General features: G+C 74.1%; 14 protein-coding genes and 1 tRNA gene. 14 read left to right on the top strand and 1 reads right to left on the bottom strand.

What is annotated here, in order from left to right; translation table 11 throughout:
• Window positions 1-19: 19 nt before the first annotated feature.
• From ACFYVL_RS06225 to ACFYVL_RS06190, 8 genes are all read left to right on the top strand, one after another.
• On the top strand, window positions 20-1,162 hold the full coding sequence (locus ACFYVL_RS06225; protein ID WP_389241630.1) for an inositol-3-phosphate synthase: 1,143 nt from the start codon (window positions 20-22) through the stop codon (window positions 1,160-1,162).
• Complete coding sequence (locus tag ACFYVL_RS06220) at window positions 1,159-2,412, top strand: SCO3242 family prenyltransferase (protein WP_389241629.1); 1,254 nt, start codon at window positions 1,159-1,161, stop codon at window positions 2,410-2,412. Before ACFYVL_RS06225 ends, ACFYVL_RS06220 begins: the two co-directional genes overlap by 4 nt.
• On the top strand, window positions 2,409-3,476 hold the full coding sequence (locus tag ACFYVL_RS06215) for a sugar phosphate isomerase/epimerase family protein (RefSeq protein ID WP_389241628.1): 1,068 nt from the start codon (window positions 2,409-2,411) through the stop codon (window positions 3,474-3,476). The genes ACFYVL_RS06220 and ACFYVL_RS06215 overlap by 4 nt, the downstream gene beginning before the upstream one ends.
• Entirely contained in the window at window positions 3,473-4,252 is a 780-nt protein-coding gene (locus ACFYVL_RS06210; RefSeq protein WP_389241627.1) for an EboA domain-containing protein, read from the top strand. Before ACFYVL_RS06215 ends, ACFYVL_RS06210 begins: the two co-directional genes overlap by 4 nt.
• The gene (locus ACFYVL_RS06205; protein ID WP_389241626.1) at window positions 4,252-5,106 is read left to right on the top strand and encodes a TatD family hydrolase; all 855 of its coding nucleotides are present in this window, start codon (window positions 4,252-4,254) and stop codon (window positions 5,104-5,106) included. Before ACFYVL_RS06210 ends, ACFYVL_RS06205 begins: the two co-directional genes overlap by 1 nt.
• Window positions 5,107-5,197: 91 nt before the next feature.
• On the top strand, window positions 5,198-6,403 hold the full coding sequence (gene eboE / locus ACFYVL_RS06200; protein ID WP_389241625.1) for a metabolite traffic protein EboE: 1,206 nt from the start codon (window positions 5,198-5,200) through the stop codon (window positions 6,401-6,403).
• A complete protein-coding gene (locus ACFYVL_RS06195; RefSeq protein ID WP_389241624.1) occupies window positions 6,400-7,845 on the top strand; it encodes an alkaline phosphatase family protein in 1,446 nt (481 codons plus the stop codon). The genes eboE and ACFYVL_RS06195 overlap by 4 nt, the downstream gene beginning before the upstream one ends.
• Before the next feature lie 150 nt (window positions 7,846-7,995).
• A complete protein-coding gene (locus ACFYVL_RS06190) occupies window positions 7,996-8,991 on the top strand; it encodes a sugar phosphate isomerase/epimerase family protein (protein ID WP_389241803.1) in 996 nt (331 codons plus the stop codon).
• A gap of 64 nt (window positions 8,992-9,055) precedes the next feature.
• Here ACFYVL_RS06190 and ACFYVL_RS06185 read toward each other — a convergent pair whose 3' ends face one another.
• Window positions 9,056-10,405 (bottom strand): DUF2254 domain-containing protein, encoded by a 1,350-nt coding sequence (locus ACFYVL_RS06185; protein ID WP_389241623.1) that lies wholly within the window; start codon window positions 10,403-10,405, stop codon window positions 9,056-9,058.
• A 185-nt stretch (window positions 10,406-10,590) separates the two neighbouring features.
• Between ACFYVL_RS06185 and ACFYVL_RS06180 the strand changes: the two genes are divergently transcribed.
• The 6 genes from ACFYVL_RS06180 to ACFYVL_RS06155 all read left to right on the top strand — a co-directional run bounded on the left by ACFYVL_RS06180 (window position 10,591) and on the right by ACFYVL_RS06155 (window position 14,535).
• Window positions 10,591-11,055, top strand: a complete 465-nt coding sequence (locus ACFYVL_RS06180) for a hypothetical protein (protein WP_389241622.1) — start codon at window positions 10,591-10,593, stop codon at window positions 11,053-11,055.
• Between the two features lie 98 nt (window positions 11,056-11,153).
• Window positions 11,154-11,241, top strand: a tRNA-Leu gene (locus ACFYVL_RS06175).
• Window positions 11,242-11,392: 151 nt separating this feature from the next.
• Window positions 11,393-12,172 (top strand): hypothetical protein, encoded by a 780-nt coding sequence (locus ACFYVL_RS06170; RefSeq protein ID WP_389241621.1) that lies wholly within the window; start codon window positions 11,393-11,395, stop codon window positions 12,170-12,172.
• Between the two features lie 133 nt (window positions 12,173-12,305).
• On the top strand, window positions 12,306-12,518 hold the full coding sequence (locus tag ACFYVL_RS06165) for a hypothetical protein (RefSeq protein ID WP_389241620.1): 213 nt from the start codon (window positions 12,306-12,308) through the stop codon (window positions 12,516-12,518).
• A gap of 116 nt (window positions 12,519-12,634) precedes the next feature.
• Entirely contained in the window at window positions 12,635-13,504 is an 870-nt protein-coding gene (locus ACFYVL_RS06160; RefSeq protein ID WP_389241619.1) for a JmjC domain-containing protein, read from the top strand.
• A 74-nt stretch (window positions 13,505-13,578) separates the two neighbouring features.
• The gene (locus ACFYVL_RS06155) at window positions 13,579-14,535 is read left to right on the top strand and encodes a JmjC domain-containing protein (protein ID WP_389241618.1); all 957 of its coding nucleotides are present in this window, start codon (window positions 13,579-13,581) and stop codon (window positions 14,533-14,535) included.
• Window positions 14,536-14,542: the final 7 nt, after the last annotated feature.

Here is a 14,542-nt window from a genome sequence, read left to right as displayed (position 1 = left end):
CACGGACTGGGAGGCCCCCGTGCCGAACCCCGCAAGCGAGGAAGCCGAGCAGCCAGGCGCAACCACCGGAGTCTGGTTCGTGGGCGCCCGTGGCTCGGTCGCCACGACGGCGGTCGCCGGCTGGGCGGCCGTACGGGCGGGCCTGCGCCCGCCGACCGGCATGGTCACCGAGACCGCGCCCTTCACCGAAGCGGGGCTGCCGCCCCTGGAGTCGCTGGTCTTCGGCGGCCACGACACGGCGAGCTGCCCGCTGCCCAAACGCGCGGAGGAACTGGAGGCCGGGGGAGTCCTGCCGCACGGCCTGGCCGCGGCGGTACGCGTCGAACTGGCGGCGGCGGACGCCGAGATCCGTCCGGGCGGCCCGCATCCCGCCGACTCCCGTCCCGCAGCCGAACTGATCGACTCCTTCGCCGCCGACCTCACGGACTTCCGCACCCGCCACAAGCTGGCACGGGTGGTGGTGGTCAACGTCTCCTCCACCGAGCCGGTCCCGGCGGACGACACCCTGCCCCCCAGCTCCCTGTACGCGGCTGCGGCCATCCGCTCCGGCTGCCCGTACGTCAACTTCACCCCGTCCACCGGCATCAACGCCCCCGCTCTCGCCGACGAGTTGGCGGCGAGCGGGCTCCCGTACGCCGGACGCGACGGCAAGACCGGGCAGACTCTGCTGCGGGCGGTGCTGGCCCCGATGTTCGTCCAGCGGGCCCTGCCGGTACGTGCCTGGTCGGGCACGAACCTGCTCGGCGGCGGAGACGGGGCCGCCCTCGCCGACCCCGCGGCCGCGGCGGCGAAGAACGCGGGCAAGACCAGGGTCCTCACGGACACGCTCGGCGAACTCCCGCAGGGAGACGTCCACATCGACGAGGTGCCTGCGCTCGGCGACTGGAAGACGGCCTGGGACCACATCGCCTTCGAGGGCTTCCTCGGCACCCGGATGACCCTCCAGACCACCTGGCAGGGCTGCGACTCGGCACTGGCGGCCCCGCTGGTCCTGGACCTGGCCCGGCTGACCGCCCGCGCCCACGACCGCGGCATCTCCGGCCCGCTGCCCGCCCTCTCCTTCTACTTCAAGGACCCGGACGGCGAAGCCCCGCCCGCCCTGGCGGACCAGTACGCACTCCTGACCACCTTCGCCAACACCCTGCGAAGGGACCCCGCATGACCAACCCCGCACCCCGCCCCCTCGGGCGTCGGGGCCGCCCGTACCCCGCCCCGACTCCCGCGCGCCTCCTTGGGCGGCGGGGCCGCCCCCCGGGGGCGGAACGGGCGGGCAAGGGGGCGGCCCCCGGCGGAGCCGAACACCCCGCCCCGGACGCCCCCGGCGGAGCCGAACCCCTCCGGCCCCGCCCCGGCTCCGCGACGACCCCCACCCCCACCCCGCACCCCCACCCTTCCCCCTGGCCCGAACTCCTCCGCCTCTCCGCCCTCCCCACCGCCCCCGGCGACGCCCTGCTCGGCGCAGCCGCCCTCGCCACCCGCCCCCACCGCGGAACGGCCTCGGCCGTCGCCGCCTCCCTCTGCCTCTACGCCGCCGGCATGGCCCTCAACGACTGGGCGGACCGGGAGGAGGACGCCGTGGACCGACCCCACCGCCCGATCCCCTCCGGCCGGATCTCCCCGGCCGCCGCCCTGACGGCATCCTGTGCCCTGACGGCCGCGGGCCTGACCCTGGCGGGCCGAGCCGGCCGACCCGCCCTCGCGGTGGCCACGGCCCTGACGGCGACCATCTGGGCGTACGACCTCAAGCTCAAGCACACCCCGGCGGCCCCGGCCGCGATGGCGGCGGCCCGAGCCCTGGACGTCCTCATGGGCGCGGCGGCGACCGTCACGACCCCGCACCCCGGCCGGGCCCCCGCCCACCCGTCGCCCGCCCGCACGGCTTCCCCCGCCCCCTTCCGTACCGCACTCCTCACCGCCCTCCGAGCCGCCCTTCCCTCCGCGGCCCTGCTCGGTGCCCACACCTACGCGGTGACCGAGGTGTCACGCCACGAGGCGCAGGGAGGCTCGACCGGGGCCCCACTGGCAGCCCTCGCGGTCTCCACGGCGGTCGCGGCGGCCACCACCCCCGCGCTGCGCCCCGCACTGCCCCCGACATTGCGCCCCAGCACCCGCCCAACCCACCACGCCCCACCCGTCCGTCCCACCGCACCCACTTCCCCCGCTCCCCTCACCACCCCCGCCGCCACCGCCTTCGCCACCAGCTACTTCCGCACCACCGCCAAGCCCCTCCTGCACGCCGCCCTGAACCCCTCCCCGCCCCTCACCCAGCGGGCGGTCGGCGGCGGCATCCGCGCCATGATCCCCTTGCAGGCCGCACTCGCCGCCCGCTCCGGCGCCCCCGGCACCGCAGCCGCGCTCATGCTCCTGGCGCCCCTCGCCCGCCGCCTCGCGCGAAAGGTGAGCCCCACATGACGGACGACCCGACCCGCACTCCCGGCCGCGCGGCGCCGGACACCGGCCCCGCCGCGCAGGCCGGCCCCCTCCGGCTCGGCTACGGCACCAACGGCCTCACCGACCTCCGCCTCGACGACGCGCTCGACCTGCTCGCGGACCTGGGCTACGACGGCGTGGGGCTGACCCTCGACCACATGCACCTGGACCCCGCGGCCCCGGAACTCGCCTCCCGGACCGCCGCACTGGCACACCGCCTGGACCGCCTGGGCCTCGGCGTCACCGTCGAGACCGGCGCCCGCTACGTCCTCGACCCGCGCCGCAAACACGGCCCCACCCTCCTCGACGAGGACCCGGACGCCAGGGCGCTGCGCGTCGGGCTGCTCCGTACGGCGGTCGAGGTCGCGGCGGACCTGGGCGCCCACGCCGTGCACCTGTTCAGCGGCATCACACCTCAGGGCACCGCACCCGGCAACGCCTGGCAACGCCTGACGGAGTCCCTGGAACCCGTCCTGGCGGTGGCCGACGCCGCAGGTGTCCCGCTCGCCGTCGAACCCGAACCCGGTCACCTCCTGGCCACCCTCGCCGACTTCCACCACCTCCGGCACCACCTGGGCGACCCGGAACTCCTCGGCCTCACCCTGGACATCGGCCACTGCCAGTGCCTGGAGCCGACGTCGCCCGCCGACTGCGTGCGCGAGGCCGCCCCCTGGCTGCGCCACGTACAGATCGAGGACATGCGGCGCGGGGTCCACGAACACCTTCCGTTCGGCGAGGGCGAGATCGACTTCCCGGAGGTCCTGGCCGCCCTGTCCGCCACCGGCTACCAGGGCCTGACCGTGGTCGAGCTTCCCCGCCACTCCCACGCGGGCCCCCGGATGGCCGAGGAATCCCTCACCTTCCTGCGCGCACACGAACCCGCCGCACCCACCGCGAGTGCCGCACCCACCCGGCCCATCGCGCGCGCCGCACCCACCCCGCCCGACGCGAGCGCCGCCTCCGCCCCGAGCGCCGCGCGCCCCTCAAGCCATGCCACCGCCCCGCACCCCGCCCCCGAAACGTCCCCGGTGGGAGGCTCCGCATGACGACGCCCCGCCCCGACGGCCCCGTGCCGACCGGCACCACCCGGCTCCGCGACACCCTCGAAGCCGAACTGCCCACCACCCTGACGGACGAGGGCCGCACCTGGCTGACCGAGGCCCTCGCCACCGCACGGGCCCACACCCCCGCCACCACCTCCGACGGGACCGGCACCCCGGCCACCGCATCCCACGCGACCACCACCCCCGCCGCCGCCTCCGACGGGACCCACCCACCCGGCCCCGCCCCGCGCCCCACCCCGCCCTGGGAGCTGCGCTTCGCCGAAGCGGGCCGCCACTGCCGCCCCCGTACGGCGGACTCCCCGGGTCCGGCACCCGCCGACGTCGCCCGCGTCCTGCTGCTGCGTGCCGCGGGCGCCGACCTCGCCACCGTCCGGCGCCTGTACGCCACCGGCAGCGCCGCCGAACGGCGTGCCGTACTACTGGCCCTCGGCCACCTCGACCAGCTGCGCGACGGCTCCGCCGTGGACCTGGTGGAGGACGCGCTGCGGGCCAACGACACCCGCCTGGTCGCCGCCGCCGTCGGCCCCTACGCCGCGGCCCATCTGCCCGCGCACGCCTGGCGGCACGCGGTGCTCAAGTGCCTGTTCACCGGAGTGCCGGTCAGTGCGGTGGCCGCCCTCACCGACCGCGCCCGCGGGGACACCGAACTGGCCCGCATGCTCACCGACTACGCCGCAGAACGCACCGCCGCCGGCCGCCCGGTCCCCGCCGACCTGCACCGCGTGCGCACCCTCACCGCCCCCGCCGAGGAGTCCTGATGCGCATCTTCGACCCGCACATCCACATGACCTCCCGCACGACGGACGACTACGAGGCGATGTACGCCGCCGGGGTCCGGGCGGTCGTGGAACCGTCGTTCTGGCTCGGCCAGCCCCGCACCTCGCCCGCCAGCTTCTTCGACTACTTCGACGGACTGCTCGGCTGGGAACCCTTCCGGGCTTCCCAGCACGGCATCGCCCACCACTGCACGATCGCCCTCAACCCCAAGGAGGCGAACGACCCGCGCTGCACCCCCGTCCTGGACGAGCTGCCCCGCTACCTCGTCAAGGACTCGGTCGTCGCCGTCGGCGAGATCGGCTACGACTCGATGACCCCGGCCGAGGACACCGCACTCGCCGCCCAGCTCCAACTGGCCGCCGACCACGGCCTGCCGGCCCTCGTGCACACCCCGCACCGGGACAAGTCCACCGGTCTGCACCGCACCCTCGACGTCCTGCGCGAGTCGCACCTCCCGCCGGACCACGTCGTCCTCGACCACCTCAACGAGACCACCGTCAAGGCCGCCGCCGACAGCGGCTGCTGGCTCGGCTTCTCCGTCTACCCCGACACCAAGATGGACGAGGACCGGATGGTCGCGATCATCCAGGAGCACGGCACGGACCGCGTCCTGGTCAACTCGGCCGCGGACTGGGGGAGGAGCGACCCCCTCAAGACCCGCAAGGTCGCCGACGCCCTGCTCGCCGCCGGGTTCTCCGCCGACGACGTCGACCGGGTCATGTGGCGCAACCCCGTCGCCTTCTACGGACTCAGCGGACGCCTCGACCTCACCGCCCCCGCCGCACCGCCGCCGCCCCTGCACGAGGGCAACTCCATCCTCCGCGGCGGCAGCTGACCCCGGCGCCCCGCCACCGCCGCCGCACCCGCCCAGCCCCTCACCCCCCACGGGCACCCCAGCCCCCAGCGACCGGAAGGGGACACCCGGCATGCGCTTCCGCCACCCGGACGGCTCGACCGTCCACCTCGCGTACTGCACCAACGTCCACCCCGCCGAAACCCTCGACGGCGTCCTGGCCCAGCTCCGCGACCACTGCGAACCCGTGCGCAAGCGCCTCGGCCGGGACCGTCTCGGCATCGGGCTGTGGCTCGCCCGAGCCGCCGCGCACACCCTGGACACGGACCCCGCCGCCCTCCGGGCCCTGCGCGCCGAACTCGACCGGCGCGGCCTCGAAGTCGTCACCCTCAACGGCTTCCCGTACGAGGGCTTCGGCGCGCAGGAGGTCAAGTACCGGGTGTACAAGCCGGACTGGACCGACCCGGAACGCCTCGCGCACACCACCACCCTGGCCCGCCTCCTCGCCGTCCTGCTCCCCGACGACGTCACCGAGGGCAGCATCTCCACCCTCCCGCTCGCCTGGCGCACTCCCTACGACGGGGACCCGGCCGCCGGGACCGCGGCCCGCACCGCGCTGACCACCCTCGCCGGACGGCTCGACGCCCTGGAGGACCTCACCGGCAAGAGCGTGCGCATCGGCCTCGAACCCGAACCCGGCTGCACCGTGGAAACCACCGCGGACGCCATCCGCCCGCTCACCGCACTCGACAGGCCCCGCATCGGCATCTGCGTCGACACCTGCCATCTCGCCACGTCCTTCGAGGACCCGGGCACCGCACTGGACGCCCTCACGGCGGCGGGTATCACCCTCGTCAAGGCCCAGCTCTCCGCCGCGCTGCACGCCGAGCACCCCGACCGGCCCGAAGTGCGCGCGGCACTCGCCGAGTTCGCCGAACCCCGCTTCCTCCACCAGACCCGCGCCCGCCCCCGGACCCCCTCGGCCGCCGCCCGCCCCGCCCCGCTCCTCGGCACGGACGACCTCGCCGAGGCCCTCAACGGCGCAGGCCTCCCCGACGACACCCCCTGGCGCTCCCACTTCCACGTCCCCCTGCACGCACCCCCCGCCCCGCCGCTCACCTCCACCCTCCCCGTGCTCCAGGACGTCCTCGCCCGCCTCGTCGCCGGACCCTCCGGCCACCCGCTCACCCGCCACCTGGAGGTGGAGACCTACACCTGGCAGGCGCTCCCGCCCGAGCTGCGCCCGCGCACCCGGGCCCAGCTGGCCGACGGCACCGCCGCCGAACTCACCCTCGTACGCGACCTCCTGACGGACCTCGGCCTGAAGGAACTCCCATGACCCGAGCACCCCGCCCGCACCCCGAGCCCCGGCCCGCCGCGGACCCCGCCGCACCTCCCTCCGCCGACCGGCCCACCCCCCTCCTCGTCCTGGACGTCGTCGGCCTCACCCCCCGCCTGCTGGACCACATGCCGCGCCTCGAACAGCTCGCCAGGTCGGGCTCCCGGGCGCCGCTGGGCACCGTCCTGCCCGCCGTCACCTGCGCCGCCCAGTCCACCTTCCTCACCGGCACCACCCCCGCCGAACACGGCATCGTCGGCAACGGCTGGTACTTCCGCGAACTCGGCGAGGTCCTGCTGTGGCGCCAGCACAACGGCCTCGTCCAGGGCGACAAGATCTGGGACGCCGCCCGCCGCGTCCACCCCGGCTACACCGTCGCCAACATCTGCTGGTGGTACGCCATGGGCGCGGACACCGACATCACCGTCACCCCACGCCCCGTCTACTACGCCGACGGCCGCAAGGAACCCGACTGCTACACCCGCCCCCCTTCCCTCCACGACGAACTCACCGCACGCCTCGGCACGTTCCCCCTCTTCCACTTCTGGGGGCCCGGCGCCGACATCGTCTCCTCGCAGTGGATCGTCGACGCGACCCGCCACATCCTGCGCACCTCCCACCCCGACCTGGCCCTGTGCTACCTCCCGCACCTCGACTACGACCTCCAGCGCTACGGCCCCGACGACCCCCGCTCCCACCGGGCGGCAGCCGACCTGGACGCGGCGCTGGCCCCCCTGCTCGACGACGCCCGAGCCGAGGGGCGCACCGTCGTCGCCCTCTCCGAGTACGGCATCACCCGGGTCTCCCGCGCCGTCGACATCAACCGCGCCCTGCGCCGTGCCGGCCTGATCGAGGTCCACACCCAGGACGGCATGGAGTACCTCGACCCCACGACCTCCCGCGCGTTCGCCGTCGCGGACCACCAGATCGCCCATGTCTACGTCCGCCGCCCGGAGGACCTGGAAGCCACCCGCGCCGCACTCGCCGGCCTGGACGGCATCGCCGAACTCCTCGACGACGAGGGCAAGAAGGCCCACGGACTCGACCACCCCCGCTCCGGCGAGCTGGTCGCCGTCGCCGCCCCGGACGCCTGGTTCACGTACTACTACTGGCTCGACGACGCCAGGGCCCCCGACTTCGCCCAGCTCGTCGAGATCCACCGCAAGCCCGGCTACGACCCCGTCGAGCTGTTCCTCGACCCGCTCGACCCCTACGTACGCCTCAAGGCGGCCAAGGCGGTCGCCCGGAAGAAACTCGGCATGCGCTACCGGATGGCCGTGGTCCCCCTGGACCCGTCACCCGTCCGCGGCAGCCACGGGCGCCTGCCCGCGAGCGACGACGACGGTCCGCTCATCCTCTGCTCCACCCCCCACGCGCTCACCGGCCGCACCGCGGCCACCGAAGTGAAGGCCCTGCTGCTCCGACTGGCGGGCCTGCACTGATTCCCACTGCCTCCACTGAAGCAGACGCCACTGACAATCCGCCCGCACCGGCCCCGGCCGGCCCTTCCACCGGAAACCCGAGGAGACCCCGTGAACCCGTCCACCAAGGCCAACGACCCCGAGCTGACCCGCAAGCTCTCCAGACGCAACATGCTCGGCGTCGCCGCGGGCACCACCGCGGCAGCCCTCCTGGGCCTGTCGGCCACCCCCGCGACAGCGGCGGCCACCCCGGCCGCCGACGCCCGCGGCAAGGGACGCGGCCGTCCCGTGCTGCCGCCCGGCCGCCTCGGTATCCAGCTCTACTCGCTGCGCGACAAGGTCGCCACCCTCGGCTTCGCCAAGGTCTTCGCCGAACTGGAGCTGTACGGCTACGACGAGGTCGAGTTCGCCGGCTACACCCAGGGCTCGGCGGGCCCCATCACCCTCGCCCAGCTGCGCGCCCTCACCAAGGACCACGGCCTGCGCGGCATCGGCAGCCACGTCGGCTACTACGACGACGGCAACCCGGGCGCGTACACCTTCGCCCAGAACCTGACCAAGGTCCTCGACGACGCCCAGGCCCTGGGCCTGCCGCACATCGGCACCGCCTCCGGCCCCTGGCGCTACGGCACCACCGTCGACGGCTGGAAGCGCTGCGCGGAGGACTTCAACAAATACGGCGAGGCGGCCCGCGCCCGCGGCATGAAGTTCTACCAGCACAACCACGCGGAGGAGTTCTCCTTCGCCACCGACAAGCCGAACGTCCGCCTCTACGACGTCCTCCTCGCCGAGACCGACCCCCGCCTGGTCCACCTCGAAATGGACATCTACTGGGCGTACGTGGCCCAGTTCCGCTTCTCCAGGAGGGCGGACGGCACCCCCGCCCCCTTCGACCCGCTCCGCTACGTCCTCAAGCAGCCGCACCGCTACCCGCTCTTCCACGTCAAGGACGGCGAGCACGACGCCGCGCAGCGCGACGGGTACCGGATGACCGACGTGGGCGACGGGGACATCGACTACAAGCGCTTCATCTCCGCGGTCAACCGCACCCACCAGGGCCGCGGCGGCCACCACTGGCAGGTGGAGCACGACCAGCCGGTCGACTCCTTCGCGTTCGCCCGCAAGTCCAGCGCCCACCTGCACTCCCTGCGCGAACGCGACTGCTGACACGACAGCCCCGCCGGCGAAGCCCCCTCCCGGCACCGAGCCGCCGGGGGCCTCACCCGCGGACCTACCCGATGCCCTGCCGGTCGGGCCGCAGCGCGAACTCCCGGTCGGCCGCCTCCGGCGCCGTGCGCTCCACCATCTCCACCAGGAGCGCACGGTGCCGCAGCAGCGGTGCGCACCGGTCCTCGTACCCCTCCTGCTCCTCGTGCCCCTCCTGCTGCCCGGCGGCGAGCAGCACCAGATCGTCCAGCCCGGCCATCAGCCGCCGCGACACCTGCGGATTGCCGTGCAGCACCGTGCGGATCTCGCTGAACCCCAGGTCCACCAGATCCCCCCAGGCCGGCACGGACTGCACGAACCGCACCGTGCCGTCCTTCTCCCGGTGGTGCAGCGCCCCCAGCGGAAGCGCGACCGCCACCGACAGGAACTGCACGATCCGGTCGATCGCCTGGACGGCCGTCGTCGGATCGTTCACGGCGGGCGACAGGGCCCGCAGCGCGATGTCCGACAACTGCCGCAGCCCGAACCCCAGATCCTGGTGGAACGTCCGCTCCACCCCCACCGACACGCTGTGCCGCAGCGCCTTGGCGGCGGGCGCGGGCCCTCCGTGCACCGCGATCACCGGCGTCCCCGGCACCACGAAGTCCCCGATCCGGGGGATCAGCCGCAGCACCACGCCCCGCCGCGCCGCCACCCGGACCAGCCGCGCGATGTGCACATCGCGCAGCACCCCGGCGCGCCCCTCGTAGGAGATCCGCGCGGTCTCCGCACCGAGCGACGCCCCCTCCTCCCACCCCCGCTCCTGCTTGCGCAGCACGGCGACTGCCTCCCGGCTGATCCGGTCCAGGACGTAGCCGACCCGCATCAGGCGCAGCGTGGAGTTCACATAGGCGATGAACAGCACCAGGCTCAGCGCCACCATGGCCATGGTCAGCGCGCTCTGCACCAGCGGCACCGAGGACACCAGCCGGGGGTCGGTCTCGCCCTCGTACCCGGCCAGGACCAGCAGCGACATCACGAAGGTCGCCAGGAAGACACTGAACGTGAGCTTGGTGATCCGGCTGCGGACGAAGATCCGCACCACCCGCGGCGTCAGCTGCCCGCTCGCCATCTGCACGGCCACCAGCGAGATGCTGAAGACCACACCGATGAAGGTCATCATGGCCGAGCTGACGGTGGTGATGATCGTCTTGGCGTCCTCGGCGATGCCGATCAGCTCGCCCAGCTCGTCGTACGACCCCCACTCCCGCAGCAGCGAGACGACCTCGGAGTCCACGAGCGCCGCGAGGAACCAGACCAGGACCGTCAGCGCGAGACCGAAGGCCGGCGCGAACCAGAACGTGTCCCTCAGGTGCTCCCGCAGCGGCGAAAGCGGCTTGGGCCTGCGATAACGCGAACCTTGTGGAGTGCTCACGCGGTGAGGGTAGGGCGCCACGAACCCCTAGGAGGGCAGCAGCCCGCCTCCCTCTCCGGTCGTACACGGAACGGCCCTCTGGGCTGACCCGTACGGCCCAACGGCCCGCGAGGATGGAAGAGCGAAGAGACATCCACCCCCTCGCGACCCTCCCCGGACCCCTCCCCACCCCTGGAGCCACCCCCATGAAGCCCGCCGTCCTCATCGCCGCCACCGGAACCGTCGCTGCCGCCGCCTTCCTCGGTGTGGTCGCCGTCCCCGCGGTCCACGACTGGTTCGACAGCCGCCACGAGGAGTCCGCCAGCTACGCCACCGGCACCGCCGCGAAGCAGGCCCGCGCCTCGGTGCCGCGCTGGCTGCCCGACACGGCGGAGGGCATCTCCTACGCGATGCGCACCACCGGCGGCGACCGCCTCCTCAAGGCGAGCCTCCCCGCCGCGTCCGCGCTCCCGCCCACCTGCAAGAAGATCGACACCAAGGCCGCCCCGGTCGCCCCCGCCCTCCAGGCCGACTGGTTCCCGGAGAACGCCCGCGACAAGGCCACCCACCGCTGCGACCTCTACTACTCGTACACGGACGGCGACACTCTGTACGCCTGGCAGCAGAACGACGACTGGATCAGCTCCAACAAGGCATCCGCAGGTCACTGACCTGCGGAATACGCAGGTGAAACCCACCCCGAACCCCTGGTATTGTTTTCCATGTCGGAACGGGCCAGCGCAAAACGGCCCCGCACGGCAGACACCTTGTCCGGGTGGCGGAATGGCAGACGCGCTAGCTTGAGGTGCTAGTGCCCTTTATCGGGCGTGGGGGTTCAAGTCCCCCCTCGGACACCACACGAAAGAGCCCCTTCCGGGGGCTTTTTTCGTTTTCGGGCCACCCTGTGCGGATGATTTCGCGGTGATCGGCAACTACCCTCGCTCGGGCCGCAGTTCGTGCCTTCGGGCCGGGCCGGCAGGAATGTGTACCCGATCCGCAGGAGCGCACATGAGCCAGGACCGTCCGACCGGAACCTCCGCGCTGACCGTGCCCGAGCATGTCTACGGATTTCCCGGGGTGGGGTTCGGCGGGTACGCGGCCGGGCTGCTCGCGCGGGAGGCCGGGGGTGCCGGGGGCGGCACGGTGCAGGTGAACTTCCGGCGCCCGGTACCGCTGGGGACACCGCTGGCCGTGCTGCCCGCGGGGGACGGCGGGTACGAAGCGGCGGCGGACGGGGCGGTGGTGCTCACGGCCCTGGCGCATCCGGACGTCGCCGTGCCGCCGGCCGTTCCGACCTGGGAACAGGCGCTCCGGGCCGTGAAGGAGCGGCCCCTGGCGGACGGCATCGGAGTGGGGCGCGACGACTGCTGGGGCTGTGGTGCCGACCGGGAGCCCGGTGCCGGGCTGCGGCAGGGCTTCGGGGCGTGGGACGAGGGGCGGATGGCGGTCGCCGCCTGGACGCCGGACCCCGCGCTGAACCCGGGCGAGCGGCACCTGTCCGCAGCGCAGCTGTGGGGTGCTCTCGACTGCCCCGGCGGCTGGGCCTGCCGGGTGTTCGCCCAGGCGCCCGTCGGGACGGTGACGGTCTCGCTCACCACCACCGTGACCAGGCCGGTCGTGCTGGGCGAGGACCACGTGACGTTCGGGTGGACGGTGTCGGCGTCGGGCCGCAAGTACCGGGCGGGCAGCGCGATCGTCACCCGCGACGGTGAGGTCTGCGCCCGCGCGGAGGCCCTCTGGCTCGCGCCGTCCCCGCTGCCCGGCGGCAGCCAGCGGCGCCCGGCGTAGCGGAGCCGTCAATACCGGGGGTACCTCGTAAGGAAGGCGTCATGGGGAGTCCGGGGCTCCGGAAAGCGTGGTGATCATGTGTTCGGGCCTCGCATCCGGGGCCTCGACCCACACCCGTACACAGGGAGTTCCCATGGACGTTTCCGTTTCCGCGCAGGCCGCCGGCGTACCGGCCCCCGCCGCCACCCGTCGTGCGCTCGTCTCGAAGCGGGCCGCGCTCTCCGTGGCCGCCGCGGCCGTCGTCGGCGGTGCGCTCTTCGTGCCGTCCGCCGTCGCCCAGCCCTCCGGTGCCGTGCAGGAGAGCGTCGTGGCCGGGTGCGGGGCCTGCTACCCCGACGTCATCTAGTCGGAGCGGACAACTGACGGGGGCCGGAGCGGGAGGGACCGGCGCGTGGCCGGCGGGCCGTGCGGCGGCCCCTCCGCTCCGGGCGGGGCGGGACCGGACAAGACGAAAGGCCGACCATGGACTGGTTCGGACGGTGCGTGCCCGACGCGGACGCACTTCTCTCCACGTACTGGCGGCGGACACCGGCCGTGCTGCGGCCGGCGGATCCGCCGGTGGACGTGTTCACCCGGGCGGACCTGGACGCCGTCCTCGACGCCGGGCTGCTGCGTGTCCCCTACCTCGGGCTCTACACCGCGCACGGGCAGATCCCCGACGAGCGGTTCTGCCCGCGGCGGGTGGTCACCGGGCGCCCGATGGACGGGTACGTCGACGGCCGGGCGGTCCGGGACCTCGTGCGCGACGAGCGGGCGACGCTGCAACTGCGGTACATCAACCAGTGGCAGCCCCGGGTCCGCGCGCTGACCGAGGACGTCGCCGCACGGCTCGGACGGCTCGTCGAGGCCTTCTACTTCCTCTCGCAGCCGGGGCGGCGCGGACCCGTGCACCGCGACGACGGGGACCTGCTCGCCCTCCAGCTCGGCGGCGCCAAGCACTGGCAGGTGTACCCGGGCCCGGCCGACGGCCACTGGGAGCCGGTGCGGGCGGACGAGCCGGGGCCCGTGGTGCTCGACACCGTGTTGCGCACCGGTGAAGTGCTGTACGTGCCAAGGGGGTTCGCGCACACGGCCGCCGCGGTGGGCGACGAGCCGTCCGCGCACCTCACCGTGGTCGTGCGGGAGGCGGGCACCGACCATCTCCGGGAGCGGCTGATGGAGCGGATCGTCGAGGGGCTCGCGCTGCCGGGCAGGCCGCTCGACGACGACGCCCTGCACGCCACGGCGGCCCGGCTCCTCGGACACCTCAGGGAGCGCATCGCCGCCATCGATCCCGGGGAGCTGGTGGAAAGTGCCCGGCCGCACGCCTTCAGCAGCCGTTCCACCGCCTGAGAGCGCCCCCGAGCGTGCCCGCTCAACAGATCCGCAGCGGAGACCGAGAGCCCCGGACACCGAGGGCCCAAGAGATGAGTGGTACCACCATGGACCTGCTCGCACGACTGGTGCGCGACGAGGAGACCTTCTACGCGGAGCAGTGGCGCAGGGCGCCCGGTGTGCTGCGCCCCGACCACCCGCCGCTCGACGTCCTGACCGTCGCCGAGCTGGACCGCCTCCTGGACGCCGGACTGCTCACCGCCCCGTACGCCCAGCTCGTCCACGAGGACGGCACCGTACCGGCCGCACGGTTCTGCACCCCGCGCGTCGTCCTCGGCGAGATCGCCGACGGGTACGTGGACCCGGTGGCCGTGCGCCGGCTGATCCGCACCGAGCGGGCCACGCTGCTGCTGCGGTACGTCGACCAGTGGCACGCGGGGGTGCGCGCGTTCACCGACGGGCTCGCGGAACGGTTCGGCCGGCAGGTGGAGGCGTTCTGCTTCCTCACCCCGCCCGGCAGCCGGGGGCGGCCCGTGCACCGCGACGACGCCGACGTCTTCGCCGTACAGCTGCACGGCGCCAAGCGCTGGCGGGTGTACGGGGGCCCGGCCGACGGCAACTGGCAGCCGGAGCGGGAGGACGGCGACCCGGGCCCGCCGCTGCTGGACGCGGTGCTGCGGGAGGGCGAGGTGCTGTACGTGCCGCGCGGGTTCGCCCACGCGGCGACCGCGGAGGGCGAGGGGCCCTCGGTGCATCTGTCGCTCACCGTGCGGGAGGCCGGGACCGCCCAGCTGTACGCGCTGACCCGGGCGCTGCTCGTGGGGGAGGGCGCCGGGCTGCCCGCCCGGCCCAACAGCGAGGAGGAACTGCTCGCCACGGCGGCCGGTCTCCTCGACGCCTTCGCCCGGACGCTCGACGAGCTGACCGCCGAGGAGCTGGTGGAGCTGGCCAGGGACGTGATGCGGACCCGGCGGGAGGCACCGGAACGCGGGGACACCCTCGGTGAGCTGCTGCGGGGGGCCTGGGGGACCGCGGAGGCGGCCAAGTAAGGTGAGC

Origin of the sequence: Streptomyces sp. NPDC004111, assembly GCF_042874215.1 — a bacterium.
Lineage (GTDB): Bacteria > Actinomycetota > Actinomycetes > Streptomycetales > Streptomycetaceae > Streptomyces.
The sequence above is the reverse complement of the archived record's forward strand: the minus strand, read 5'-3'. Positions and strand labels throughout refer to the sequence as shown.